Origin of the sequence: Serratia sp. JUb9 (assembly GCF_014298095.1) — a bacterium.
GTDB classification, from domain to species: domain Bacteria; phylum Pseudomonadota; class Gammaproteobacteria; order Enterobacterales; family Enterobacteriaceae; genus Serratia_B; species Serratia_B rhizosphaerae.
On sequence record NZ_CP060416.1, the window covers coordinates 4,787,946 to 4,814,873 of the forward strand.

The 26,928-nt window shown below is 59.5% G+C and carries 23 protein-coding genes and 4 tRNA genes; 7 read left to right on the forward strand and 20 right to left on the reverse strand.

Translation table 11 applies throughout. The features are described from left to right. Positions 1–11: 11 nt before the first annotated feature. Positions 12–899, forward strand: coding sequence for an EamA family transporter RarD (gene rarD / locus HF675_RS22615; protein ID WP_105229352.1), 888 nt, complete (start codon positions 12–14; stop codon positions 897–899). Here the strand turns inward: rarD and HF675_RS22620 are convergent. After that, on the reverse strand, positions 891–1,955 hold the full coding sequence (locus tag HF675_RS22620) for an AbrB family transcriptional regulator (protein WP_187043818.1): 1,065 nt from the start codon (positions 1,953–1,955) through the stop codon (positions 891–893). The two genes, rarD and HF675_RS22620, sit on opposite strands and share 9 nt — an antisense overlap. A gap of 131 nt (positions 1,956–2,086) precedes the next feature. Next, positions 2,087–3,037: a magnesium/cobalt transporter CorA gene (gene corA, locus HF675_RS22625; RefSeq protein ID WP_105229350.1), complete on the reverse strand. Its 951-nt coding sequence runs from the start codon at positions 3,035–3,037 to the stop codon at positions 2,087–2,089. A 513-nt stretch (positions 3,038–3,550) separates the two neighbouring features. Between corA and HF675_RS22630 the strand changes: the two genes are divergently transcribed. Further along, a complete protein-coding gene (locus HF675_RS22630; RefSeq protein ID WP_111736215.1) occupies positions 3,551–4,024 on the forward strand; it encodes a WbuC family cupin fold metalloprotein in 474 nt (157 codons plus the stop codon). 20 nt (positions 4,025–4,044) lie between these two features. Here the strand turns inward: HF675_RS22630 and uvrD are convergent, their stop codons facing one another. From uvrD to HF675_RS22660, 6 genes are all read right to left on the reverse strand, one after another. Next, complete coding sequence (uvrD, locus tag HF675_RS22635; RefSeq protein ID WP_187043819.1) at positions 4,045–6,207, reverse strand: DNA helicase II; 2,163 nt, start codon at positions 6,205–6,207, stop codon at positions 4,045–4,047. A 75-nt stretch (positions 6,208–6,282) separates the two neighbouring features. Beyond that, complete coding sequence (gene yigB, locus HF675_RS22640) at positions 6,283–6,999, reverse strand: 5-amino-6-(5-phospho-D-ribitylamino)uracil phosphatase YigB (protein ID WP_111736214.1); 717 nt, start codon at positions 6,997–6,999, stop codon at positions 6,283–6,285. Next, positions 6,999–7,910 (reverse strand): tyrosine recombinase XerC, encoded by a 912-nt coding sequence (xerC, locus tag HF675_RS22645; protein WP_105229345.1) that lies wholly within the window; start codon positions 7,908–7,910, stop codon positions 6,999–7,001. The genes yigB and xerC overlap by 1 nt, the downstream gene beginning before the upstream one ends. Continuing rightward, positions 7,907–8,611 carry a DUF484 domain-containing protein gene (locus HF675_RS22650; protein WP_105229344.1) on the reverse strand — a complete coding sequence of 235 codons (705 nt, stop codon included), beginning with the start codon at positions 8,609–8,611 and terminating at the stop codon, positions 7,907–7,909. The genes xerC and HF675_RS22650 overlap by 4 nt, the downstream gene beginning before the upstream one ends. Beyond that, positions 8,608–9,432 carry a diaminopimelate epimerase gene (dapF, locus tag HF675_RS22655; protein ID WP_105229343.1) on the reverse strand — a complete coding sequence of 275 codons (825 nt, stop codon included), beginning with the start codon at positions 9,430–9,432 and terminating at the stop codon, positions 8,608–8,610. The genes HF675_RS22650 and dapF overlap by 4 nt, the downstream gene beginning before the upstream one ends. Positions 9,433–9,504: 72 nt before the next feature. Next, positions 9,505–9,705: a lipoprotein gene (locus HF675_RS22660; RefSeq protein WP_281354970.1), complete on the reverse strand. Its 201-nt coding sequence runs from the start codon at positions 9,703–9,705 to the stop codon at positions 9,505–9,507. Positions 9,706–9,832: 127 nt separating this feature from the next. Between HF675_RS22660 and cyaY the strand changes: the two genes are divergently transcribed. Beyond that, positions 9,833–10,153 (forward strand): iron donor protein CyaY, encoded by a 321-nt coding sequence (gene cyaY, locus HF675_RS22665; protein ID WP_105229341.1) that lies wholly within the window; start codon positions 9,833–9,835, stop codon positions 10,151–10,153. 37 nt (positions 10,154–10,190) lie between these two features. Here cyaY and HF675_RS22670 read toward each other — a convergent pair whose 3' ends face one another. Continuing rightward, complete coding sequence (locus HF675_RS22670; protein WP_187043820.1) at positions 10,191–12,746, reverse strand: class I adenylate cyclase; 2,556 nt, start codon at positions 12,744–12,746, stop codon at positions 10,191–10,193. Between the two features lie 316 nt (positions 12,747–13,062). Here HF675_RS22670 and hemC point away from each other — a divergent pair, with 316 nt between their 5' ends. Genes hemC through hemY form a run of 4 tightly spaced genes read left to right on the forward strand, consistent with a single transcriptional unit; the run spans position 13,063 to position 17,089 of the window. Next, positions 13,063–14,004: a hydroxymethylbilane synthase gene (gene hemC / locus HF675_RS22675; protein WP_187043821.1), complete on the forward strand. Its 942-nt coding sequence runs from the start codon at positions 13,063–13,065 to the stop codon at positions 14,002–14,004. Then, the gene (hemD, locus tag HF675_RS22680) at positions 14,001–14,741 is read left to right on the forward strand and encodes a uroporphyrinogen-III synthase (RefSeq protein ID WP_187043822.1); all 741 of its coding nucleotides are present in this window, start codon (positions 14,001–14,003) and stop codon (positions 14,739–14,741) included. Before hemC ends, hemD begins: the two co-directional genes overlap by 4 nt. A 23-nt stretch (positions 14,742–14,764) precedes the next feature. After that, a complete protein-coding gene (hemX, locus tag HF675_RS22685; RefSeq protein ID WP_105229336.1) occupies positions 14,765–15,892 on the forward strand; it encodes a uroporphyrinogen-III C-methyltransferase in 1,128 nt (375 codons plus the stop codon). 3 nt (positions 15,893–15,895) lie between these two features. After that, entirely contained in the window at positions 15,896–17,089 is a 1,194-nt protein-coding gene (gene hemY / locus HF675_RS22690) for a protoheme IX biogenesis protein HemY (protein WP_105229335.1), read from the forward strand. A gap of 1,061 nt (positions 17,090–18,150) precedes the next feature. On the opposite strand, the gene HF675_RS22695 is transcribed toward hemY, so the two are convergent. The 11 genes from HF675_RS22695 to rffC form a co-directional block, all read right to left on the reverse strand. After that, positions 18,151–18,227, reverse strand: a tRNA-Pro gene (locus tag HF675_RS22695). A 75-nt stretch (positions 18,228–18,302) separates the two neighbouring features. After that, positions 18,303–18,389, reverse strand: a tRNA-Leu gene (locus HF675_RS22700). A 48-nt stretch (positions 18,390–18,437) separates the two neighbouring features. Beyond that, positions 18,438–18,513: transfer RNA gene (locus HF675_RS22705), tRNA-His, on the reverse strand. Positions 18,514–18,572: 59 nt separating this feature from the next. Next, positions 18,573–18,649: transfer RNA gene (locus HF675_RS22710), tRNA-Arg, on the reverse strand. A gap of 135 nt (positions 18,650–18,784) precedes the next feature. Next, positions 18,785–20,188, reverse strand: coding sequence for an amino acid permease (locus HF675_RS22715; RefSeq protein WP_105229333.1), 1,404 nt, complete (start codon positions 20,186–20,188; stop codon positions 18,785–18,787). Positions 20,189–20,548: 360 nt separating this feature from the next. Further along, positions 20,549–21,289, reverse strand: coding sequence for a lipopolysaccharide N-acetylmannosaminouronosyltransferase (gene wecG, locus HF675_RS22720; protein ID WP_187043823.1), 741 nt, complete (start codon positions 21,287–21,289; stop codon positions 20,549–20,551). Between the two features lie 8 nt (positions 21,290–21,297). Further along, positions 21,298–22,680, reverse strand: coding sequence for an ECA oligosaccharide polymerase (gene wzyE / locus HF675_RS22725; RefSeq protein WP_105229331.1), 1,383 nt, complete (start codon positions 22,678–22,680; stop codon positions 21,298–21,300). Then, positions 22,677–23,762 (reverse strand): TDP-N-acetylfucosamine:lipid II N-acetylfucosaminyltransferase, encoded by a 1,086-nt coding sequence (locus tag HF675_RS22730; protein ID WP_105229330.1) that lies wholly within the window; start codon positions 23,760–23,762, stop codon positions 22,677–22,679. Before HF675_RS22730 ends, wzyE begins: the two co-directional genes overlap by 4 nt. Further along, on the reverse strand, positions 23,759–25,009 hold the full coding sequence (gene wzxE / locus HF675_RS22735) for a lipid III flippase WzxE (protein WP_111736208.1): 1,251 nt from the start codon (positions 25,007–25,009) through the stop codon (positions 23,759–23,761). Before wzxE ends, HF675_RS22730 begins: the two co-directional genes overlap by 4 nt. A 1-nt stretch (position 25,010) precedes the next feature. Further along, positions 25,011–26,141 (reverse strand): dTDP-4-amino-4,6-dideoxygalactose transaminase, encoded by a 1,131-nt coding sequence (gene rffA, locus HF675_RS22740; protein WP_105229328.1) that lies wholly within the window; start codon positions 26,139–26,141, stop codon positions 25,011–25,013. Continuing rightward, entirely contained in the window at positions 26,128–26,850 is a 723-nt protein-coding gene (gene rffC, locus HF675_RS22745; RefSeq protein ID WP_187043824.1) for a dTDP-4-amino-4,6-dideoxy-D-galactose acyltransferase, read from the reverse strand. Before rffC ends, rffA begins: the two co-directional genes overlap by 14 nt. Positions 26,851–26,928 lie beyond the last annotated feature (78 nt).

Sequence of the window (26,928 nt, forward strand, 5' to 3'; positions counted from 1 at the left end):
CAGGTCACGTCATGGACGCACAGCAAACGCGTCAGGGCATCTTCTTTGCCCTGGCCGCCTATTTTATTTGGGGCATCGCCCCGGCCTATTTCAAACTTATCCAGCAAGTACCGGCCGACGAAATCCTTACCCACCGGATTATCTGGTCGTTTTTCTTTATGCTGGCGCTGGTGACGCTGGGGCGTAACTGGCCGAAGGTGCGCGCCGCCTGCGCCAACCGCAAGCGCCTGCTGCTGCTGGCGCTCACCGCGCTGCTGGTCGGCGGCAACTGGCTGCTGTTTATCTGGGCGGTGAATAATCACCATATGCTGGAAGCCAGCCTGGGCTACTTCATCAACCCGCTGGTGAACGTATTGCTGGGGGTGCTATTTCTCGGCGAGCGTTTCCGCCGGATGCAGTGGGTGGCGGTCGCCCTGGCGTTTACCGGCGTGCTGGTGCAGCTGTGGCAGTTCGGCTCATTGCCGGTTATCGGGCTGGGGCTGGCGTTCAGCTTTGCGTTTTACGGCCTGCTGCGCAAGAAAATCGCCATCGACGCGCAAACCGGTATGCTGATTGAGACGCTGTGGCTGCTGCCGGTCGCCGCCGTTTATCTGTTCTTTATCGCCGACAGCGCCACCAGCCATCTCGGCGCCAACCCCTGGTCGCTGAACCTGCTGCTGGTCGCCGCCGGCATTGTCACCACCGTGCCGCTGCTGTTCTTCACCGCCGCCGCCACCCGTCTGCGTCTGTCGACGCTGGGCTTTTTCCAGTATCTCGGCCCGACGCTGATGTTCCTGCTGGCGGTCACCTTCTACGGGGAAACCGTCGGTCAGGATAAACTGGTGACCTTCGGCTTTATCTGGGCCGCACTGGTGCTGTTTACCCTCGACGCCCTGTACACCCAGCGCAAGCTACGATGAGCTGGAGGCCGGCGTCGCGTGGTTGGAAATAAAACGCGCGATCGCCGGCCCGGTCAGCAGGATGGTGAACAGCCGCAGCGTCTGCAGCGCCATCACAAATGACATATCCACCCGACTGCCGGCGGCGATAATCGCCACCGTATCCAGCCCGCCGGGACTGGTGGCCAGGTAGGCGGTCATCATGTCTACCGGCAGGAAACAGGTCAGCATCCACGCCAGCAGGCCGCAAAACAGCATCAGCGCGGCGATGGACACCAGCATCTGCGGCAGCGTACGCATCGCCAGCAACAGGATCGGCCGGGTGAAACGCAACCCCACGCTCCAGCCAATCAGCGTATAGGCCAGCGCCAGCAGCCATTCCGGGATCTGCAGCGTCATCGCGCCGCTGGAGTGCAGCGCGGCACCGATAATCATCGGCAGCAGCAGCGCTCCCGAAGGAATACGCAGCCGCGGCCCCAGCCAGGCGCCTGCGGCCGCCACCGCCAGCGTCGCCAGAAAGCGCCAGTCCAGCGGCGGGAACCAGACCAATGCGGCGCTGCTCTGCCCCGCTTCATCCCCCAGACCGATACGCGCCACTACCGCCGCCGCCGTGGCGACAAACAGTACGCGCAGATACTGCATAAACGCCACCAAACGCACGTCCGCGCCGAAGTCGCCGGCCATGGCGACCATCGCCGAGGCGCCGCCGGGCGACGCGCCCCAGGCGCCGGTCGGGCCGGGCAGATCGCTAAAGCGTACCAGACACCAGCCGGAGATGGCGCTGGCCAGCAGCGTCGCCAGCAATACCAGTAAAATCAGCGGCCAGTCGGCCAGCAGCGGCGTCAGAATGGAAGGGGACAGACTTTGGGCGATCATGCAGCCCAGCACGGCCTGCGCGCCGATAAACAGCGGTTTAGGAATGCGTACCGACGCGCCCAGCAGCCCCATGGTCACGCCAACGATCATCGGCCCCAGCAACAGGGCGGCGGGAATATGGAACGCCAGCAGGGCGAAGCCCAGCGCCAGCGACGCCAGCAGCAGGATCAGCCATTGCAGTACCGCGGGGAACCTCTCCATGGGAAGGATTGCCTTCAAATAATTTTGCAGGGAATTATCTTAGCAGGCTAACGGCGTGAAATCACGATACGGCAGGCGCTACGCCGCCCCGGCCTGCGGCTTGACGCCGGCAGGCCGGGAAGCGCACCGGCTTACAGCCAGTTCTTACGCTTAAAGTACAGGTACGGTGCCAGGCCGGCCAGAATCATCAGGCTGATCGCACCCGGATAGCCAAACGACCACCTCAGCTCCGGCATAAATTCGAAGTTCATGCCGTAGCTGGAGGCCACCAGCGTCGGCGGCAGGAACACCACCGACACCACCGAGAAGATCTTGATGATGCGGTTCTGTTCGATATTGATAAAGCCCATTGCCGCCTGCATCAGGAAGTTCACCTTCTGGAACAGCGACTCATTGTGCGGCAGCAGGGATTCGATATCGCGCAGCACCTCACGCGCCTGCTCCAGCTGGCCGGTTGGCAGCCGCGCCTTACGCACCAGAAAATTCAGCGCGCGCTGGGTATCCATCAGACACAGGCGCACCTTCCAGCCGATGTCTTCCAGCTCCGCCAGCGTCGACAGCGCCTCGTCGTACTCATCGCCCTGATGCCCTTCCATTATCACCCGGCTGAGCTTTTCCAGATCGCTGTAAATATTCTCAATTTCGTCCGCCAGCTGTTCAATTTTGGTTTCAAACAGATCCAGCAGCAGTTCATAGGCGTTGCCATCCACCATCATCTGATTACGGGCACGCATGCGGTACAGGCGAAACGCCGGCAGCTCGCGCTCGCGCAGCGTATACAGTCGGCCGTCACGGATGGTGAATGCCACGGTGGAGTTGCCGGCGTGATCTTCCGCATCTTCGAAATAGAAGAAGGAGTGGATGTGCAGACCGTCTTCGTCTTCAAAAAAACGCGCCGAGGCCTCGATGTCGTCCAGTTCCGGACGGGTGGCCAGGCTTTGTCCCAGCTCATGTTGCACACGGTCGCGCTCGCTTTCTTCCGGCTCGACCAGGTCTACCCACAGTGAGGTGGTCAGGTCTTCTGCCTCATCCAGCTCGAGGCGGGACAAGCGGCTGTTATCTAATTTGAAAGCGCTTAGCATGTGCTAAAACTCCCTAATGGTGAGGGGATACCCTGCATTCATTGGAGTTGCATCATCCCGGGCGACAGAACGCCCAAACCCACTGATGCAACTCACATCATTTTAGGCAGACAACGCGTTGAAGCACAGAAACGGGGGAGGCACACAGGCCACGCTCGTTTCAGACCATAAAGAGATCTGACTCAGAGCGACGCACGGAGGGGTCGCCGACAACCACGAAGGCTATCAGCGTAATGGGATAGCCTTAGAAGTTGTACCTGTTGGGATCCAGGTCAGTGAGCCAGCATCTACTGGGTGTGTCCAAGGCGAATGTCCTCATTGATAATCGTGCGCGCATGTTACGCCGAGAGGAAAAAGCCTGTCAACACGTTAAACAGGATAAATACCCAACAATTCACCACGATGACAATGCCATAAAAATCCGCGTGCCGGCGCAAAGAAATGACCGCGCGCAACGCCCCGCGCCGGGAAAGTTGCTAGAATCACTACATCGATAGCTTGCGGATTTCCTTAATGAAATTAATAACCCAACAACAGATGAACGCGATGGGCGAGCAGGCCGCCCAACTGCCGCGCCTGCGCACCCACCACCTGCTGCATGACGATATGAATGAGCCGGTGCAGAGAATGACCATTGCCATGGAGCCGGGCACCTATATTCGCCCGCACCGCCACCCGCAAAGCTGGGAGCTGCTGACGCCGCTGCGCGGCCGCTTTGTGGTGCTGCAATTTGACGACCACGGCGCGGTGATCCGGCGCATTATGCTGGGCGAAGAGAACCGGCTGCTGGAAATGCCTGCCAACGTCTGGCATACCGTGCTGTCGGTCGATGCCGGCGGGGTGCTGTTCGAGGTGAAGCCGGGGCCGTATCAGCCGTTAACGGCGGAAGACTGCATGCGCTGGGCGCCGCCCGAAGGCGGCGACGGCATTGAGGCGGTGTTGCGCTGGTACGCGACCGCACAGGAAGGAGACCGCTACCCGGGTTGAGGCCGCCGGGCGCCGGGGGATTACGGCGCCTCCAGCTTGGCGTAGGCCGCCACCAGCCATTTGATTCCTTCGCCCTGGAAAGCAATCTGCAGCCGACTGTGCTCGCCGCTGCCTTCCAGATTGACGATGGTGCCTTCGCCGAACTTCGGATGGCGCACCCGCTGACCCAGTTTGTAGCCGGTATCGTTCTCGCTGATTGGCGTGCCCATACGCTGGTGTTTCACCGGCCGCGACACGCTGGCGCGCAGCCGCACTTCCTCCACGCACTCCTCCGGGATCTCGCCGATAAAGCGCGATGGCCGGTGGTACACTTCCTTGCCGTACAGCCGGCGCGTCTCGGCGTAGGTCAGCGTCAGCTTTTCCATCGCCCGCGTCAGGCCGACGTAGGCCAGACGGCGTTCTTCTTCCAGCCGGCCGCCCTCTTCCAGCGACATCTGGCTGGGGAACATGCCCTCTTCCACGCCGACGATAAACACCTGGCGGAACTCCAGCCCTTTGGCCGAGTGCAGCGTCATCAGCTGCACCGCGTCCTGGTAGGCGTCGGCCTGCCCTTCACCGGCCTCCAGCGCCGCGTGCGATAAAAATGCCTGCAGCGGCATTAAATCCTGATCTTCATCCTGATAGCTGAACTGGCGCGTCGCCGTCACCAGTTCCTCCAGGTTTTCGATCCGCGCCTGGCCCTTTTCACCCTTTTCCTGCTCATACATGAGGAACAGGCCGGAGTCGCGGATCACCCGATCGGTCTGCACGTGCAGCGGCATATCCGCGGTTTCATGCGCCAGCGAATCCACCAGCTCGGTGAAGCGCTGCAGGGCGGAGGCGGCGCGTCCGGCCAGGACTTTGTCCTGCAGCAGCGCGCGCGTGGCCTGCCACAGCGTCAGCTGGCGGTCGCGCGCCGTCTGGCGCACCACGTCCAGCGTACGGTCGCCGATGCCGCGCGTCGGCGTGTTCACCACGCGTTCAAACGCCGCATCATCGTTACGGTTGGCGATCAGACGCAGGTAGGCCAGCGCATCTTTGATCTCCTGCCGCTCGAAGAAGCGCATGCCGCCGTAAATGCGGTACGGCATGGCGGTTTGCAGCAGCGCCTCTTCCAGCACGCGCGACTGGGCGTTGCTGCGGTAGAGGATTGCGCAGTCGTTCAGCGCGCCGCCGTTTTCCTGCCAGGTTTTGATGCGGTTGACCACAAAGCGGGCTTCATCCAGCTCGTTGAACGCGCAGTACAGCGAAATCGGCTCCCCTTCCGCCCCTTCGGTCCACAGGTTTTTCCCCATGCGGCCGTCGTTATTGGCGATCAGCGTGTTGGCGGCCTTGAGGATATTGCTGGTCGAACGGTAGTTCTGCTCCAGACGGATGGTTTCGGCGCCCGGAAAGTCTTTCAGGAAGCGCTGAATATTCTCCACCTGCGCACCGCGCCAACCGTAGATCGACTGGTCGTCGTCGCCGACGATCATCACATTGGCCCGGTCGCCCGCCAGCAGGCGGATCCAGGCGTACTGAATGCGGTTGGTATCCTGGAATTCGTCCACCAGGATGTTAGTGAAGCGATCGCGGTAATGGTTGAGGATGTGCGGCTTGTTCAGCCACAGCTCGTGGGCGCGCAGCAGCAGCTCGGCAAAGTCCACCAGCCCGGCGCGATCGCAGGCCTCCTGATAGGCCTGATAGATACGCAGCCAGGTGGCTTCCACCGGATTGCCATAGCTTTCAATATGCTGCGGACGCAGGCCGTCATCTTTTTTGCCGTTGATGTACCACATCGCCTGACGCGGCGGCCACTGTTTCTCGTCCACGTTCAGCGCGCGGATAATGCGTTTGAGCAACCGCAGCTGATCCTCACTGTCGAGAATCTGGAAGTCCTGCGGCAGGTTGGCGTCCATATGGTGGGCGCGCAGCAGACGGTGCGCCAGACCGTGGAAGGTGCCGATCCACATGCCGCCCTGGCTGGTGCCGATCAGCTGCTCGATACGGTGACGCATCTCCGCCGCCGCCTTGTTGGTGAAGGTGACCGCCATAATCGAATACGGCGAGCAGTTCTCTACCGCCAGCAGCCAGGCGATGCGATGCACTAGCACCCGGGTTTTGCCGCTTCCCGCGCCCGCCAGCACCAACAGGTTGCTGCGTGGCGCCGCCACGGCTTCACGTTGTTTGTCATTCATGCTGTTGAGCAGGTCGGAAACGTCCATAGGCACCATTACGTGGTAAGGGAAAACCGCGCCGGCGCGGCTTTCACTGTGAATTTATACAGAGTTATGGAGGGATTATAACAACGCTGTCAGCGATGCCAACTGCGAAACCTCAATATGTGGCAGCAAACGGCTGTCGGCGGCCTGCATCAGGCTGCGCCGGCGGTCATTGATCCAGCAGGCCTGAAAACCGGCGCGCAGCGCTCCCGCTACGTCGGTGGTCAGGTCATCGCCCACGTGCAAAATATGCGCGGGCGCGATCGCCAGCCGTTCGGCGGCCAGCTGATACATATCCTGATAGGGCTTGGCGCGCCCGTCCGGCCCAGAACGCAACACAAAGCGGAAATAACCGTCCAGGCCGCAGCGCGCCGGATCGACGTTGCCGTTGGTGATCGCCACCAGCGGGTAACGCGCACCCAGCGCCTTCAGCGTGGCGTGGGTGGCCGCCGGCACCTCAATGCGGCTGCGCCAGTCGGCAAAGTGCCGCATGGCGGCGTCAGCTCCTTCCGCCGCGTCGCCTTCCGCCAGCCCCTGCCGGCTCAGCGCCAGGTGAATGGCCCGCCAGCGCCAGCGGGTGACGTCATGGTAAATTTCCGGCTCATGGGCGCGCAGCTCCTGCCGCAGGCGGTGAAAATCCGCCGACTGAAAGTCTTTCAGCCCCGGATGGTAATCTTGTAAAAAGGCCACCGACTGCCGCTCCGTCTCAACGATCACCGGGCGGTTGTCGTACAGCGTATCGTCCAGATCGAACGTCAGCGCCGCCAGCGGGCGCAGCGGCCGGTAAAAATGCATCAGGATTTCCCCCGTTTGGCGCGTGGATGCGCCGCATCGTACACGTTGGCCAGGTGTTGAAAGTCGAGGTGGGTGTAGATTTGCGTGGTGGTCAGGTTGGCATGCCCCAGCAGCTCCTGCACCGCGCGCAGATCGCCGCTGGATTCCAGCACGTGGGTGGCAAAGGAGTGGCGCAGCTTGTGCGGGTGAATGTGGCTGCTGACGCCCTGTTTGACGCCCCACTCGGCAAAGCGCTTTTGCACATTGCGCGTGGAGATGCGCTTGCCCTGATTGGAGAGAAATACCGCATCGTCGCCCGGCGCGAACAGATCGCGCATCGCCAGCCAGCGTTCCAGCCAGGTGACGGCGGTGCGGCCGATCGGCAGCTTGCGCTCCTTGCTGCCTTTCCCCATCACCCAGATCTCGCCGGCGGCCAGATCGAGGTGCCGGCAGTCCAGCCCCACCAGCTCCGCCAGACGCAGTCCGGCGCCGTACATCACTTCCAGCATCGCGCGGTCGCGCACCGCCAGCGGGTCGTTGACGTCGATCTCCAGCAGTTGGCTCACTTCGTCGACGTCGATATTTTTCGGCAAATGGCGGCCGCTGCGCGGCGTGCGGATGCCCTTCGCCGGGTTAGCGGGCAACTGCCCCTGGCTCACCTGCCAGTCGAGGAAACTGCGCAGCGCGGAGAGACGCAGCGCCAGGCTGGCGGCATGCAGCCCCGCCCGCTTGCTACGGGCCACCAGTTGCCGCACCAGCGCCGCATCCAGCTGCGACCAGGCGCTGACGCCCAGCCCGCCGGCCAACGAGCACAGCGCCTGCAGCTGGCGGGAGTAGTTAATCTGGGTCAGCGGACTGAGCTGGCGTTCCACTTTCAGGTAGCGCAGAAAAGCGTCCACCGGCGGTTGCAGGCCGGCCGCTGGGCCCGTCATGCGCGTTCGATCCAGCGTTCCAGCAGCTCCGGCAGCATGCGCGCCAGCTGGGCCAGCATTACGGTGCCCATACCCGGCTGATAGTGCTGCGTGTCGCGGCTGCTGAAGATCACCATGCCCAAATCGCCGTCCTCGCCCAGCAGCGACAGCGCCACCGAGCCGACCTGTTTGGCCTGCGGCAACAGCAGCAGCAGTTCCGGGCCGTTCAGGCTGCCGAGAAAGTGGTGGTCATCCCCCAGGCGCTGAATGCGCAGCGGTTCAAATGCCGAGCGCGCAATGCCCAGGTGGGTAAAGTCCGACGGCGCGCCGATCTGCCAGCGGTCGCTGAACAGGCGGATGTTGGCGCCGGCCAGCCCGAAGCCGCGCGCCCAGCGCTGCAGGCGATTGAGCATATCCTGCAGGCTGTCGGCGGTGGCCAGGTTGGCCTGCAGATGCAGCAGCCGGCCAAACAGGTTTTCATTGGCGCTGGCCTGCTCCATCAGCAGCGTAATCTCTTCTTCCAGCCGGTCAATATGGTTGCGCTGTCGCGCCAGATGCCACTCCACCAGCGATACGGTGCCGCGCACCGGGTGGGGCACGCGCATCTGCTCAACCTGGCGCGCATTGCGCATAAAGAAATCCGGGTTCTGCTGCAGGTACTGCATTACGGCGTCGTCATCAAGCGCAATGGCTGCGACGGCCTGGTCCTCAACGCTTTTCATAGATGAATAAATCCGTCATAAACATGGGTGGCCGGGCCGGTCATAAACAGCGGCGTGCCCGGCCCTTTCCAGCGTATGTGCAGACTGCCGCCCGGCAGTTCCACATGCACCTCTTCTGACAGCAATTCCTGTTGAATCCCTACTGCCACGGCGGCGCAGGCGCCGCTGCCGCAAGCCTGCGTTTCACCGGCACCGCGCTCGTAAACGCGCAGCTTAATATGCTCGCGGCTGACCACCTGCATAAAGCCGATATTGGCGCGCTCCGGAAAACGTTCGTGGTTTTCCAGCACCGGGCCAAGCAGTTCCACTTTGGCGGTTTTTACATCATCCACCTGCAAAACACAATGCGGGTTGCCCATCGATACCACGCCGGCCAGCACCGTGTGCTCGGCCGCTCGCATGATATAGGTCTTCTCCGCCTTGGCAGCGCGGAACGGCACCGCCTGCGGTTCAAAGTTAGGCTCGCCCATATTGACGCATACCCGATCGTCGTCGGTCACGCTGAGCACCATGCGGCCGGTTTGGGTGCTGACGCGGATATCGCGCTTATTGGTCAGCCCTTTCAGCCGCACAAAACGGGCAAAACAGCGCGCGCCGTTGCCGCACTGCGCCACTTCGCTGCCGTCGGCATTGAAGATGCGATAATGGAAATCCAGTTCCGGATCGTAAGGCGGTTCCACCACCAGCATCTGGTCAAAACCGATGCCCAGATGCCGATCAGACAGCCGGCGAATCAGCTCCGGGGAAAAATAGACATTCTGTGTCACGGCATCGACCACCATAAAGTCGTTGCCCAGACCGTGCATTTTGGAGAACTGCATATCATACTCCGCTTTCTGGACGCGCTAGCCGTCGGTCATTCACGGCGGCGCTCGCCTCCGCCGTGCAGCGCGTTATTCGGCGCTCATCGACGGTTTTTGCTGAGAGCCGGCGGCTTCCTGCTGATTTTTCTGCACCTGATCGCCGGTTTGTACCGGCTGCGCCGTCTTCTCGCCTTTCGCATCATCAGGGAAGTACAGCGGGCCTTTCAGACCGCAACCAGAGAGACCGGCGACCAGAACCGCCAGCAGCGCATAGCGTAGTTGTTTTTTCATTTGCATTAATGCCTGTAATTTATGCGTCCGAGCCTGCCATAGCCAAAATAATCGGCGTTGCAGCAAGGCGGCAAGTATGAAGGGTATATAATCGCAGGTGGATCATGAAAAGCAATAGGAATCGAATATGAACGACAGTGAGTTTCACCAGTTGGCCGACCAGCTGATGCAGGATATTGAGCAAACGCTGGATAATTTTGACGGCGATGCGGACATCGATTACGAAACCAACGCCGGCGTGATGACGCTGACTTTCGAGAACGGCAGTAAGATCGTCATCAACCGTCAGGAGCCGCTGCATCAGGTCTGGCTGGCGACCAAATCCGGCGGCTATCACTTCGACTACCGCGACGGCACCTGGCTATGCGACCGCAGCGGCTGGTCATTCTCCCAACTGTTGAGCGAGGCGGCGACGCAGCAGGCCGGCGAGACGATCGAATTCGCCTGACCGTCATCACGGGTGCGAAGGAGCGCGCCTGACGTTATCAGTGCAGTTGATATTGTTGCTTCAGCGGCTGCGCGGCGGCGCCGTCGCTGACGGTAACGCACAGGTTGGACAGCGCGTTGCTGCGAAACGGGATCACCTGCGTGCGATCGTCGATCTGCACGATCTGATAGAACTGCGGCAGGTTGAAGTTGATAAAGCTGGAGCCATAGGTGAAACGGTCGTGTGAGGAGGAGTAGAAACGGCTGACGTCGCGTACCAGTTCTTCCTTGCTGCCTTCGCAGTGGTGATACACCTCAACGCGGTTTGACTCATCCAGAATGTAGATATTAAAGCCCTGATCGTCCTTGGCGTCCTCAAAGAAGAACTGAATAATCCCTTCACTGGCGAAGCCGTCCACCACCGGCGGCAGATGCACCTGATCGGTTTCCACCTTGATCGACAGGCCGTGCAGCTTGTTGTTGGAAATCGCGCCGTAAAATTCCACCGCGTTTTCCAGCTTCTGCACCGAGACGCTCAGACGTTCGAAGAACAGGCCCCAGGTCTGGCCGGCCACGCGCACCGCCTTGAAGCGGCCCGGCTCCAGCCGCGTGCTGGACAGGCGCAGCTCGATGCATTCGGAGACCAGTTGCTGAATACGGGTGCGGATCAGTCCGCGCAGATGCTGACTGTAGCAGAACACTTCCACCGACTCCGGCGGCGACGCATCCTGGTGCATTTTGCCCAGAATGGTTTTCAGCGCTTCCAGCACTGACTGTTCACCGCTGAAATGCAGCGTACGCACTTCGTTCCACGAGTTGCGGTACAGCAGATCGATACTGCCGACCAGACACTGCTGCTGCTGGCCGAAGCTGAAGACATCCAGCTTGCGGAAATCAAAGTGCACCACCTGATTGCGGAAGGCGGCGGTCGGGTCGTTTTCCAGATTGACGATAATCGCCAGATGGCGGATTTCACACGGGCTGTACAACGCTTTCGGCGTTGGCGCCGGCAGGCGCAGCGGGAAGCTGTGCGACACGTCGGCCACCAGCTCCTGCAGTTTCTCGCTGTCGCACAGGTTGGCGCTCTTGATATGCAGCCGCGTACGCGACGTCAGCAGGCCGTTGAAATAGGCCCAGGCCACCAGCTTGTTCAGGTAGCGGTTATATTCCAGCGGCTGATGGCTGACGATGGAGTCCATCGCCGGCGCCTGATTGTACAGGTACCAGCCGGTGCGGTTGGCGCGGCCGATCGGCACGTGGATAAAGGTGAGATCGCCTTCTGACAGGTCCGGCGAAATCTGCGGATTCACCAGCGTTACCTTGCCCGGCAGCGCCTCAAAGGCGGCGTACAGCTTGCGCGTCAGCACGCCGATGTCCTGCGGGCTGGCGCTGACGCTGAGGTTGTTGCGGCGCGCAAAGCGAATCAGGTTGCGGTAGCTTTGCATCATCGCATCCAGCAGCTCGTTATGCGCTTCGCGTACCCGTTCGATCTTCCAGTTGGCGCGGTTATCCAGCATCGCCAGCCGTTCCTGGTCCCAACCCCATTCGCTGACCAGTTGGCTGAGGATCTCCCGCCGCCAGCCGACGCTGGTCTGCGGATGAGACAGTTTTTCACACACTTTCAGGTAGAAACAGCGGCGGACCAAATCGAGGCGGGTGGTGTCGTTAATCTGCGTCAGATAGCGGGTGACGCGCTCCAGCATCATACAGTAGGCATCCAGACCGAAGCAGACGATCTCACCCTCGTGCAGATGCTGTTTGATACCCGTCGCCAACAGCTGCGTGTTCGGGTATTCCCAGGAGTAAGCTTCCAGCAGCAGGGTTTTCAACACTGCCTTATACGGCGAGTCGATGCTTTTATACAGCTGCCACAGGCTGGCGCCGAAGTACTCTTCCGCCGACAGCGTGCCAAGCCCGCCGAGATCCAGCCACTCGTTCGGCGTCAGCGCACCCTGCGCGTACAGCGACAGCACATATTCATCGTAATGCGCTTCTTCTTCGCACGGCACCATATTCCACAGGATGCGTTTGCCGGCCAGGCGCACGGCGGTACGGTAAAACTCGTCAAGCAACAGGATATGCTGCGTAGAACCGCAGTCTTCACCGCCCAGGCTGCCGCTTTCATTATGGCGGAAGCGGTTTTCGTCGATCAGGAAGAAGCTGACTTCCACGCCCATCGAGGCCGCCCACTTCTCCAGCAGGCTGCATTTTTGCTGCAGGCGATTACGCTCTTCGTTATCAAGCCAGGATTGGTGGCAGACCCAGATATCCAGATCCGAACTGCAGCTCTGCCCGATCGAGGAGGTGCTGCCCATGGAGTAAACGCCGGTGATCGGCAGTTCGCCGCTGGCCAGCGTTTCAAACGGGCTGCCCCACTTGTCTTCCAGATCGTGCAGATAAGATTGTTGGTTTTCATCAGGCGTGTAGAGGCAAATGCCATGGGGAACGTTACCATTCAGGTAACCCGGCATCAGCGGGTGGTGGTGGTGCAGTAAGGTAGGCAGCAGACTGTATACCCGTTGAAAGGCAGGTTTCATGGCCGCCAGGGCGCGATCGACACGTAGTTGGTTGATCGCATCCAGTCTCTGCTTCAATGTCTCGATATAAAGGTACAAGACGTCTCGCCTGATTATCCCGGTGCTTAGAAAAAAACCCGTATTCCATAAGCGTCGTTAGGTTAGAAAGAGTATTTGACGACTTATTGCTGGAAACGTGATCAATTTAACACCTTGCTGATTGACCGTAAAGAAAGTAACGCGACACACTTATTATCGCCTCACCCTAAACGACGTATCCGCGGTGTTAACTGCCCAAAACACATCACACGTCCTGTTGATTCCGTTGTCCTTTTCTGGCCCCCTTCCTTCTTGCACTGACAGTTTTCGTCCTCAGTGGTAGGATGGCTGGCGAAATATAAAAACGGTAACAAGCATGTTAGACAAAATTATTCGAATTGCCACCCGACAAAGCCCTCTGGCGCTCTGGCAGGCGCACTATGTGCAGCAACGCCTGATGGACAGCCACCCCGGCCTGCAGGTAGAGCTGGTGCCGATGGTGACGCGCGGCGACATCATTCTGGATACGCCGCTGGCGAAAGTCGGCGGTAAGGGTTTGTTTGTCAAAGAACTTGAGCTGGCGCTGCTGGAAGGCCGCGCCGATATCGCCGTTCACTCGATGAAAGACGTGCCGGTAGAATTCCCGCAGGGGCTGGGTTTGGTGACCATTTGCGAGCGTGACGATCCGCGCGACGCATTTGTATCAAACCGTTTCGAATCCCTCGACCAACTGCCGCAGGGCAGCGTGGTCGGCACCTCCAGCCTGCGTCGCCAGTGTCAGCTGCGCCAACGTCGTCCCGATCTGATCGTACGCGATCTGCGCGGCAACGTCGGCACCCGCCTGTCCAAACTGGATAACGGCGAGTATGACGCCATTATTCTGGCGGTCGCCGGCCTGAAGCGGCTGGGGCTGGAGCAGCGCATCCGCAGCGCGATGAGCCCGGAAGAATCCCTGCCGGCCGTCGGTCAGGGCGCTGTCGGCATCGAATGCCGGCTGGATGACGAGGTGACCCGCGCGCTGCTGGCGCCGCTGAACGATGAGGCGACCGCCCTGCGCGTCAGCGCTGAACGCGCCATGAACACCCGCCTGGAAGGCGGCTGTCAGGTGCCGATCGGCAGCTATGCCGAGCTGGATGGCGACACGCTGTGGCTGCGCGCACTGGTCGGCGCGCCGGACGGCAGCCAGATGGTGCGCGGCGAACGCCGCGGCCCGGCGGCGCAGGCGCAGCAAATGGGCGTCTCGCTGGCGGAAGAGCTGCTGGCCAACGGCGCCCGTGAAATCCTGCAGGACGTGTATCAGGGGAATCCGCCGGTATGACGATTTTGGTAACCCGCCCTTCCCCCTCCGGGGAGCAACTGGTCAGCCGGCTGCGCGCGCTCGGCCGGGTTGCCTATCATGCCCCGCTGATTGATTTCGCCCCCGGTGCCGATTTGCCACGGCTGGCGTCGGCACTGCACAACCTGAGCGCCAGCGATTTGGTGTTCGTCCTGTCGCAGCACGCGGTGAATTACGCCGACTCGGTGATCGGGCGCACGGGCATCGCCTGGCCGGCCCAGCCCGCCTATTACGCCATCGGGCGCACCACCGCGCTGGCGCTGCACCGCATCACCAGCCTGCCGGTGGACTATCCGCACGAGCGCGAAATCAGCGAAACGCTACTATTATTACCCGCGCTGCAAAAACTGACGGGCAAGCAGGCGCTGATCCTGCGCGGCAACGGCGGACGCGAGCTGCTCGGCGATACGCTGCGCGAGCGCGGCGCCAATGTCAGCTATTATGAATGTTACCAGCGCAGTCCCGTCCATTATGACGGCGCGGAACAGAGCGCCCACTGGCAACGCGTGGGCATTGATACGCTGGTGGTCACCAGCGGTGAAATGTTACAACAGTTGTATACTTTAGTTCCTGATTACTACCGTTCTTTATGGCTGCTGCGTTGCCGCCTGGTAGTGGTCAGCGAACGTCTGGCTACCCTGGCCCGGGAACTGGGCTGGAGCAGCATTCGGGTAGCTGAAAATGCCGATAATGACGCGCTGCTACGCGCGCTACAATAAACCTGACAATGGGATGCGCCACTATGACGGAACAAAATACCCCATCCGCACCGGTTGAAGAGAACAACCAGGCGGTTGAGAGTCCCCAACAGCCAGAGACCGGCAGCCGTAAAAGTAAAAACAGCGGCCCGGTGCTCGGCGCGATCGCCATCGTGCTGGTTATTGCGCTGGCCGCCGGCGGTTACTACCACACACACCGACAGGCACAGCAGCTGATTGCGGCAAACCAGTCCCTGCAGCAACAGCTGGCGGATCTGAAGCAGAGCCAGCAACAGGAGAAGAGCGCGCTGGAAGGGTTGCTGCAGCAGCAGGGTAAAACCCTCGACGCCGCTGACCGCGAGCAGACCTCGCTGGCGCGTCAGCTCAGCGAACTGCAAGAAAAAGTCGCCACCATTTCCGGCAGCGACGCCAAAACCTGGCTGTTGGCGCAGGCTGACTTCCTGGTCAAAATGGCCGGCCGCAAGCTGTGGAGCGATCAGGACGTCACCACCGCCGCCACCCTGCTGAAAAGCGCCGATGCCAGCCTGGCGGATATGAACGATCCCAGCCTGATGAACGTGCGTCGCGCCATTACCGAAGATATCAGCGGGCTGTCCACCCTGTCCCAGGTCGATTTTGACGGCATCATTCTGAAGGTGAACCAGCTGTCTAACCAGGTCGACAACCTGCGCCTGGCAGATAACGACAGCGACGAAGCGCCGATGGATGAAGACAGCGGCGAACTGTCCGCCTCGCTGAGCGAATGGCGACAGAACCTGACCAAGTCCTGGCATAACTTTATGGCCAACTTCATTACCATCCGCCGCCGCGACACCGGCGCAGAGCCGCTGCTGGCGCCGAATCAGGACATCTACCTGCGCGAAAATATCCGCTCCCGCCTGCTGGTCGCCGCCCAGGCGGTGCCGCGCCATCAGAACGAAGTGTATAAGCAGTCGCTGGAAACCATCTCTACCTGGGTGCGCGCCTATTTCGATACCAGCGATCCGGCCACCAAAGCCTTCCTGGAAGAGCTTGACGCCCTGAGCCAGCAGTCCGTATCGATGGACGTGCCGGATCAGCTGAAGAGCCAGCCGCTGCTGGAAAAACTGATGCAGACCCGGGTACGCAATCTGCTGGCGCAAGGCGCTGCCGCCACTCACCAGGAGGGATAAGCCATGTTACGCGTGTTATTCCTGTTTCTGGTGCTGATCGCCAGCGTGGTGCTCGGGCCGATGCTGGCCGGTCATCAGGGCTATGTCCTGATCCAGACCGACAACTACAACATTGAAACCAGCGTCACCGGTCTGGTGATCATGGGCATTCTGCTGTTTGTGGCGCTGTTTATTATCGAATGGATCCTGCGCCGCATTTTCCGTACCGGCGCCCGCACCCGCGGCTGGTTCCTCGGCCGTAAACGCAGCCGCGCGCGCGCTCAAACCAAAGCGGCGCTGATTAAGCTGGCGGAAGGCGACCATAAACAGGTCGAACAGTTGCTGACGCGCAATGCCGATCATGCCGAACAGCCGGTGGTGAACTACCTGCTGGCGGCAGAAGCGGCACAGCAGCGCGGCGACGAGTTCCGCACCAACCAGTATCTGGAACGCGCCGCCGAAGCGGCAGACACCGACCAGCTGCCGGTCGACATTACCCGCGTACGCATTCAGCTGGCGCAGGGTGAAGTACATGCCGCGCGCCACGGTGTCGATCGTCTGCTGAATCAGGCGCCGCGCCACCCGGAAGTGCTGCGTCTGGCGGAGCAGGCCTACCTGCGCACCGGCGCTTACGCTTCCCTGCTGGAAATCCTGCCGTCGATGAGCAAAATCAAGCTGCATGACGAAGAGAAACTGCAGGCGCTGCAACAGCAGGCCTATCTCGGCCTGATGAACCAGGCGATGGCGGAGGAAGGCAGCGACGGTCTGAAACGCTGGTGGAAGAATCAAAGCCGCAAAGTACGCCATGAAGTACCGCTGCAGATCGCCATGGTGGAGCACCTGATCGAATGCAACGATCATGAAATGGCGCAGGAGATCGTCCTCGACGGCCTGAAACGCCAGTATGACGAGCGCCTGGTTCTGTTGATTCCGCGCATCAAATCCGGCAACCCGGAGCAGTTGGAAAAAGCGCTGCGTCAGCAGATCAAACAGCATGGCGCCACGCCGCTGCTTAACAGCACGCTGGGCCAGCTGCTGATGAAGCACGGTGAATGGCAACAGGCCAACGACGCCTTCAAAGAAGCGCTGAAACAGCGTCCGGATGCCTATGACTATGCCTGGCTGGCCGACGTACTGGAAAAGCTGCACCGCTCCGAGGAGGCAGCACAAATGCGCCGTGAAGGCCTGATGCTGACCCTGCGGCAAAACGGCGAATAACGCCGGATAAACCGCTGACCAAAGCGTGGCTATGGCCACGCTTTTTTTTCGCCCGCGTCCCTTTACGCGGCAATATGCCCTAAATAATTCGAGTTGCAGAGGAATCCCGATGAGCTGACTCTGGTCAGTGATTCGGGTGACTGAGCGCAGCCAACGCACCTGCTGTTTTAAGTATGGCGGGTAGATACCCTAAATAATTCAAGTTGCAGGAAGGCGGCAAGGGAAGGAATCCCGATGAGCTGACTCTGGTCAGTGATTCGGGTGACTGAGCGCAGCCAACGCATCTGCTGTTTTAAGTATGGCGGGTAGATACCCTAAATAATTCAAGTTGCAGGAAGGCGGCAAGGGAAGGAATCCCGATGAGCTGACTCTGGTCAGTGATTCGGGTGACTGAGCGCAGCCAACGCACCTGCAGCTTGAAGTATGACGGGTATGGGCAAAAAAAAACACTTGCCGGTCCGGCAAGTGCATAAAGAAGCAATCAGGTCTAGGACAACAGGGGTGGTGCCTCACTCAACGTTGTGCCCGCAGTGTGATGTCGGCGTCGCAAGCGAGGCTTTCATCGTTCTGGTGGGCAATAGGCACCCTAAATCGGCTCTGCGTCATTCCCAGGGTTTATGAGGCCTAGGGCGAACATAAGAAGTGGAATGAGCATCTACGCTATAGATATTGCACTTCGCGTGCCAACTCTCCCATTCTGGCGTCAGTCTTGTAAAAAATAAATTTAATCACCTGAATTCAAAAGGTTTATTTTTAACTTTCCTATCACCCTGCGGCCGGTGCCTATCCATCCCGTCATCGCGGCCATCGGCCCGCCTGTCGCCAAAAAACGACGACTTAAGGTAAAGTTATTTTTTATATTATTTTTCAATGCATTGCGTGTCTCTCACCGACGACAGGCGGCCTTTCTGTTGTCGCTAAAAACCAACGGCAGACAAATAGCGGGCATGCCCACGGTCTAAACAGCGGGTGGATGCGGCGGATGGACACGGAAAAGATGGCAGGCGGAGGATAAACTACAGACGAAAAAAAACCTGCTTTAAAAAGCAGGTTTTTCGAATTGGTCGGCGAGAGAGGATTCGAACCTCCGACCCACTGGTCCCAAACCAGTTGCGCTACCAAGCTGCGCTACTCGCCGATTCTGTGGTGCTGATACTACAAGATTTTAAAGCCCATGTCCATGTAATCGTTAAGATTTACATGACGTTTTGTGTGGTGCGAAGAGAGGGACTTGAACCCTCACGTCCGTAAGAACACTAACACCTGAAGCTAGCGCGTCTACCAATTCCGCCACCTTCGCACGGTCACAAAACAGCTTTTTATCTTCTACTCTACCCCTAGGGTAAAGTGGGGTGGCTAATGGGACTCGAACCCACGACAACTGGAATCACAATCCAGGGCTCTACCAACTGAGCTATAGCCACCATTTCTTTACTACTTCACGCGGTAATCATACCACCGCAGCTCTTGCGCACAAACTAAATGGCGCGCCCGACAGGATTCGAACCTGAGACCTCTGCCTCCGGAGGGCAGCGCTCTATCCAGCTGAGCTACGGGCGCGTAGCGCCGTTGCGGGTGGGGATACTACGGATTTAAAGCAATCCTGTCTAGTGCTTTTTCGCAGAAATGTTGCGTTTGATTACGCTTTGCTCACTCCTACGCATAAAAGCGCAATCCGCAGCCCCTTTTTCACCTTTACTGCTGGTTTTTTATCCCAATTTCAGCCTGATGGCGTTTTTTATGCATCCCGCAGGCGAAGTAGCACAGGCTGACCGCCGCCAGGAAAATCGCCCCGACCAGCAGAGAAATACGCGTATCCGGGTTAATGCCCATGCCAACCAGCACACACGCCAGGAAAGCGATGGTCAGGTAGTTCACATACGGGAACATTATCGATTTAAAACCGTGGTTTTTGATCGCCTCTTTATGTTCACGGCGGAAGTAGAGCTGGCTGATCAGCACCACAAACCACGGCACCATGCCCGGCAGTACGCTGGCGCTGTAGACATACACAAACACCTGCTGCGGGTTCGGGATAAGGTAATTCAGCGCCGACCCGGCCAGCAAACAGACGATGGTAATAGCGATGCAGTTTACCGGCACGCCGCTGGCGGACAGTTTGGTGAACGCGGAAGGCAGCTGTCGATTCTTCGCCAGCGCATACAGCATACGTCCGCCGCTGTACATACCGCTGTTGCAGCCGGACAGCGCTGCGGTCAACACCACAAAGTTAATGATGCCGGCGGCGGCCACAATGCCGATTTTGGCAAAGGTCAGCACAAACGGGCTGCCTGCGGTGCCGATGCCGTTCCACGGGAAGATAGTGACGATAACGAAAATTGCGCCGACATAGAAAATCAGGATGCGCCACAGAATATTGTTGATGGCGCGCTTCAGGGTAACCTGCGGGTTCTTCGCCTCACCGGCGGTAATGCCCACCAGCTCTACGCCCTGATAAGAGGCCACCACGATACACAGCGCAAACAGGAAGCCTTTCCAGCCGCCGGCAAAGAAGCCGCCGTGCTGCGTCAGGTTGGCGAACCCGGTCGGTACGCCGCCGTTGCCAAAACCAAAGAAGATGACGCCCAGCCCCACCAGAATCATTACGATAATGGTGGTGACCTTAATCATCGCAAACCAGAACTCCAGCTCGCCGTACAGCCGCACCGCCGCCAGGTTGGCCAGCGCCACCATCGCCACCGCCAACAGCGCCGGCAGCCACTGCGGGATCTCCGGGAACCAGAACTGCACATACACGCCGATGGCGGTAATTTCCGAAATCCCGACCGCAATCCACATAAACCAGTAGCCCCAAGCGGTCAGGTAGCCGAAATAAGGGCCCATATATTTGTGGGCATAGACCGCAAACGAACCGGCCACCGGCTCCAGAAACAGCATCTCGCCCATCGAACGCATAATAAAGAACACAAACAGCCCGGCGATAATGTATGCCAGCAGCACCGAAGGCCCTGCCCATTTCAGGGTGCTGGCCGAGCCCATAAACAGGCCGACGCCGATCGTGCCGCCGAGCGCGATAAGTTCAATGTGCCGGGCTTCCAGCCCGCGATGTAGTCCTTGCGGTTTATCTTTAGTTGGCATAGATCCTCAGTCGTTATGTCTGCGTCGTGCGTGCATCGACCTGCAACGGCCTTATTGTTTTAAACAGAAAGCGGCATCACTCCCGCCGGCGCGACCGATCGCCAGCAAGGATGAGGGCAAATTGACAGCGAAAAATAGGGTATTCAGCACTGCGATTAGCGGCATCAGCGGCCTGGGGTGATTTCCGGACGGTATCGTTCCGTATTTTGCTGCTATAAGCAAACCGCGAATTAAAACTTTATGGAATAAATGAAGGGATAATTCTTAGATGAGGTTATAGTTGTGCGGCGATTTTATACAACTGCCGCACAATAGCGGCGAGCAGCCATGCCGGGGCAGCATTAGCCCCGGCCGGCGAGGTTACAGTTTGCCACCGTAATAGTAGCCGACAAAGCGCAGCAGTTTGATCTGCCGGCGGATGCGGCTTGGCTGCGACAGCAGGCGATACAGCCACTCCAGCCCGAGGTTCTGCCACACCCTTGGCGCCCGCTTCACATGGCCGGTAAATACGTCATAGGTGCCGCCTACGCCCATATACAGCGCCTGCGGATGCACCTTGCGGCAGTCGCGCATCAGGATTTCCTGCTTAGGTGACCCCATCGCTACGGTTACGATCGCCGCACCGCTGGCATGAATCCGTTCAAACAGCGCTTCACGCTGCTGCGCCGTGAAGTAACCGTCCTGGCTGCCGACAATGTTGACGTTCCATTGGCGACGCAGTTTCTCTTCGGTTTCCGCCAGTACCGCCGGTTTACCGCCGACCAAAAATACCGGCGTACCCTCCTGCCCGGCACGCTGCATCAGCGCCTCCCACAGGTCGGCGCCCGCCACGCGCGAAACATCGGCCCCCGGATATTTACGTCGCATCGCACGCACCATGCTGATGCCGTCGGCATATTTAAATTCGCAGCCGTCCAGCAGCGCCCGCAGATTAGCGTCCTGCTCCGCCGCCAGCATTTTCTCGGCGTTCATCGCCACCAGCGTCCCCTGCTTCATCCGGCCGCCGTCAAACAGGAAGTCCAGGCAGTGCGCCATATTGCGAAATCCCCAAAGCTTAATGCCGCGCAGCGCGTACTCTGGAGCCGAAACCTTTGTATCCATTATTCTCATTACCTTTGCAGTAGGCTGTCGGACCCCGATGCGGCGGTCGCTTGCGCCGCAGGCGGGCGGGGGCCCATACGCGTCTTGATCAGACCTGCCGTATCAAGCAGCCAGTACAGCAACTTCGCCAGCACCAGACAGGCGCCGAAAATCAAACAGAAAAACACCACGCGCGAAACGAACGAATCCAGCCCTTCGCGCGCCAATACAATGATGTTGAACACCGCGCCAAAGCAGAAGCCCTGCAAAATGGCCGCCTTATAGCGGTTTGGCTCATGGCGTCCCAGCTCGTACAGCCAGTCGAACCATTTGATGATAAGCCCGACCACCACCGCGCCAAGCGGAATAAACAGCGCGCCGCCCATCACCACCAGCGATCCGATCAACGTCGGTGAAATCGCCAGGCCGGAGTTATTCTCCAGTACTTCCCAGGTAAAGTAGTTGGCGGTATTCAGCACCACGTCCGGCCGCCCCGGCCACAGCCAGGAAGGGATGAAGACGTAGAAGTCGCGAACGATCGGCGCCAGCCCCTGGAAGTCGATTTTGTCGTAGTTCTGCAGCAGCAGCGCCAGGTTCTCCCAGGGGGAGAAGGTGTCGCGCGTTAAATACAGGAAGGTGTAAAACGCTTCATCGCCGCTGACGTCCAAACCATAGCGTTTCAGCGCCAGCCAGAACATGCCGACAATGCCCATCACGCCCGCCGCCGCCAGCATCCACAGCGTGATCCAGCCGCGCACGATGCCGATAAACAGGAACAGGGCAAACGCGATAATGATATTGGCGCGCGTGCCGCCGACGATCACATAGGTCAGCAGGCCGAACGACACCGTCGCCACCAGGAAGAAGAACCAGGCGCGCAGACTCTGTCTGAGGAAGAACACCACCAGCATCGCCGGGATAAAGAAGTAGAAGAAGCGTTTAAGCGCCACGCCGGAAACGTCGCTGGAAAAGATCTGGCTGTAGGAGTTCAGTTTAAACAGCAGGAAACCGTTCTGCATAAAGAACAGGCCCACCGTGCCGATCGCCACCAGCGCCAGCAATCCCCAGGTCAGATTGGTTTCCACCCGGTTCATGTTGAACAGCGGCTGACGCGGCTCGGTGCTGCGCTTGCGCAGCCGGGTCTTATAGCTGACGTAATAGATAGCATAGAAACAGGTGGCGGAAAGCATGGCGTACAGCAGAAACTCGACCGGCACGATAGCCACGTCAAAGCGGAACACCAACAGACAACTGAGCGGAAAACCGAAGTAAAACGTCAGCAGGAACAGCAGCGAAAAGAATACGTTAAAGTTAAAACGAATGCGCCGGAACTCCTGATAGGTCACCGTCAGAATAAAGGTGACGCTAATCAGGTAAACCACCAGCAAACCGCCAAATTGGGCCAGCGTCATGCCGTTTCTCCCGCCGCCAGCGCCAATGCCTGCCGCCAGCCGTCAACATAGTTCGGGTTAAAGAAGGCAATATCCTGCTTGTCCACCGACGCCAGCTGACGCTGCGCTTCACGCACCACCGCCTCATCCAGCGTATCGCCGTAAAACAGCACCGGCAGGTGCTGCTCGGCCAGATCCTGCCAGAACGGGTTCTGCCGGCTGAGCACAAACGGCACGCCGAACTGAATCAGCAGGCAGAGCGTGCCGATGCCCTGCTGGCGATCGAAGATAAAGTAGCCGAGGTCGCACTCGCGCAAAATATTCAGGTAATCGTCAAACGCCACCTGCTGGGTGAGCAGCTGCAGATTTCTTTCGCTGAACAGCCGCAGGCCGGCGCTGCGCACCTGCTCGATATAGTCGTCGTTATTGGCCGGATAGCCCATCGGCACAATCACCCGCACATTGTCGCCGAACTGCTGATGGATAGCAGTCAGCGCTTCGATATGGCGGTTGGTGCGGTCGCCGGAGTTGCCCACGAGAATGGTCATCGGCCCGGCGACGTTTTTCTCGACCTCAACGCCGGTCAGCGCCGGATCCATACGCGTCGGGAAGTAAAGCAGCGATGCCGGCACCCGCGCATGGCGCTGTTGATAGTGAATCAGATCGCCGCGCGTGGCGAACACATGCCCAACCCGCCCCTGCGCCACCCGACGCAGCAGATAGAACAGGCGGAATTTCCAGTCGGTGGCGTTTTCATACAAATCGGCCCCCCAGATATGCCAGCTGACCTGCTGCGGCTTGATTTTACCGCTCAGCAACGCCAGCCACAGCGTCGGGTTAAACTGCCCGTGCCAGAAAAAACGGCGGCTGCGGTCGGCTTTGGCGCAGGCGATCACCGCCTCCGCCAGGCTCTTCTTATCCGGATAGCTGTCAATCGTCAACGCCGGGTACTCCCCCAGCGCGGCCACGTCTTTGGCGGCGACCATAAACCGGCTCACCTGCTGCGACGGCAGTTGGTTGGCCAGCACGTCGTTGAAGAAGCGCAGCACCGTCTGATTATGGTGCGGGATATCAGATCCCAATACGTGAATCAGTGTGGTCATACTCGTCTACGGTAAAGAATAAATACGCAGCTACACAGCGTAAAATACACGATGTAAGTTGCCATATAAGCCTGAGCCGCCCCCAGCGCCCCGTGCTGCGGGATCAGCCAGTGCGAGAACAGCGTCAGCAGCAGGAACTGGCTGACCTCAGTCATAATATAAAAGCGCAGCGACGCCTTGGCGATCACCAGATAGCCGTACACATAGGCGCCAACCTTCAGCACATCGCCCACCAGCTGCCAAGCGAATAAATCGCGCATGGCGATAAACTTGTCTGAAAACAGCAGCCAGATGGCGAAATCACGCAGCAGCCACACGGTAAAACTGGCCGCCGCCACCGCCGGCAGCACGAACTTCAGCGCGCGGACGATTTCACGGCCGATCGCCGCCTTATCGCTCAGCCGCGACAGCGTCGGCAGCAGATATACGGTGAAAGAGGCGGTAATAAACTGCAGATACGCGTCGGAAATGCTGCTGACGCCCTGCCAAATGCCCACTTCATCCCAGCTATAGTGCGCCGCCAACAGGTTACGCATCATGACATACGCCACCGGCAAGGTCACGGAGGTGATCAGCGCCATAATGGTGAACTTGCCCAGGTGGCTGGCCAACGCCTTATCCCACGCCAGCGCCAGATAGCGCAGCGGCAGGGTTTTACGCCGCCACAGCAGCGTAGCGGCCGGCAGCGCCACCAGCGCCGGTACCAGCGCCAGCCCCGCCAGCGCACCTTCATAGCCGCCCAGTTTAAAGCACAGCACAAAGGCCACCAGACCTATCAGGCTGCCGCCGATCACCGCCAGCGCGTTGCCCATGGCGTCGCGATAGCCTTTCAGAATCGCCAGAAACAGGTTGGCGTAGGCGATGCCCATTTGCATAAACGCCAGCGCGCGCACCACGTTGATATAGCGCGTATGGCCGAACAGCCCCTGGCTTATCGGCTCGGCGGCAAACAGAAACACCAGCGCCAGCAGGGTAGAGAAGCCCAGCACAATGCTGGAGCCGGTGCCGACTGCCAGGCGTAAACGCTGCGGATCCTGATGATATTCCGCAACATACTTGGTGATGCCGTTGAAGATGCCGGCGCCGGACAGTACGCCCAGCACGGTGATCAGCTGACGGAAGTTGCCCGCCTGCCCCACGCCGCTCGGCCCGAACGCCACCGCCAGCAGTTTCACCACCAGCAGCCCCACGCCGATTTTGACCAGCGTGGAACCGGCGGTCCAGATGGATGCTTTTGCCAGGGACATATCAGGCGAGGAAGCTCAAAATGGTATGAATCACCGTACGTTGGTTAACATCGGACATGTTGTAATACAGCGGCAGACGCACCAGACGCGCACTCTCGCTGCTGGTAAAGCGGTCTTCGCCGGCAAAGTGGCCGAACTTCTCGCCCGCCGGACATTCATGCAGCGGAATATAGTGGAACACCGCCATGATTTCCGCCTCTTTCAGGTAGTTGATAAACGCCGTACGATCCTGCACGTCTTTCAGCTTGATGTAGAACATATGGGCGTTATGGCGGCAGTCCTTCGGCACCACCGGCAGCTCGATGCGCCCGGCGTCAGCCTGCGGCTTCAGCGCATCATAATAGTTTTGCCACAGCTTCAGCCGGCGCTGGTTGATACGCTCAGCCGCCTCCAGCTGCGCCCACAGGTAGGCCGCCTGCAGGTCGGCCATCAGGTAGCTGGAACCGATATCGCGCCAGGTATATTTATCCACCTGGCCGCGGAAGAACTGGCTGCGGTTGGTGCCTTTCTCGCGAATGATTTCAGCCCGGTCAATCAGCGCCGGATCGTTGATCAGCGTCGCGCCGCCTTCGCCGCCCGCGGTATAGTTTTTGGTTTCATGGAAGCTGAACGCGCCGATATGGCCGATGGTGCCCAGCGCCTTGCCCTTGTAGGTCGACATTACGCCCTGCGCGGCGTCTTCCACCACGAACAGGTTGTACTTTTTCGCCAGCGCCATAATGGCGTCCATTTCACAGGCAACGCCGGCGTAGTGCACCGGTACGATCGCGCGGGTTTTATCGGTGATGGCCGCTTCGATTTTGCTTTCATCAATATTCATCGTATCCGGACGCACGTCGACAAATACGATGGTGGCGCCGCGCAGCACAAAAGCGTTGGCGGTGGAGACAAAGGTAAAGCTTGGCATGATCACTTCGTCGCCCGGCTGGATGTTCAGCAAAATCGCCGCCATCTCCAGCGACGCGGTGCAGGACGGCGTCAACAGCACTTTGCGCGCGCCGAAATGCTGCTCCATCCACTGCTGGCAGCGGCGGGTAAAGCCGCCGTCGCCGCACAGCTTCCCGCTGCCCATGGCAGCCTGCATATAGTCGATTTCCGTGCCAACAACCGGTGGTGCGTTAAATGGAATCATGTGAACCTCTGTATAACCAATACGCGGTGCTGTCGATAACGGCACCGTGCCGTTGATAAAGCCGTAGCGCGGCAATATTACTGATTTGTGTCGCTACCCGCAGGCGCTGTAATTGTTGTTGCTGACACCAGGCGGCGGCGGCGGTCATCAGCCGCGAACCAATACCTTTGCCACCGGCGCCGGGGAACGCGGCCAGCAGGCCAATACGCGCCTCACCGTCGCCAATATCCCGCAGGCTGACAAATCCTTCCGGCTGCCCCTGACGATCCAGCGCCAGCAGGCAAAGGTGGTCAAACGTGCCAAGCACCGCTTTCTCAATCCAGGTGGCGTAAAATCGCCCGCTGTCCGCCGGCCGATACCAGGGGGCGCGGAAACGGCTGGCGGCGAACGCCTGCGCGGCGGCGGCCTGTAAAACGGGAATATCGTCGGCCGCCGCCGATCGCACGTCGGAAGCCGTTTTAGAAGCAGTTTCCGTGCCAATCTGCATAACCAGATCGACTTCCCCCTCCGCCAGCTGAAAACCAAACGTAGTCAGGGCATCAGCGAGATCGAGGCGGTGAGACGGGATTTTAGCCTGAACCAGCGTAAAGCGATCCAGCGCGGCGGCGGTCAGCGGCGGCGCCGATGCGGCAATATTCAACCTGGCGCTGTTAATACGGAAATAGTCGCTTTCCCAGGTTAACGGGTCGACGGTAGCGCGGAGAATCATAGCGTTATCCATTCAGTTGATGACCGACGTCTGCGCCAGAGTGTAGGAAACAAGCTCCGCCCCGGCGGCTAATCTGCC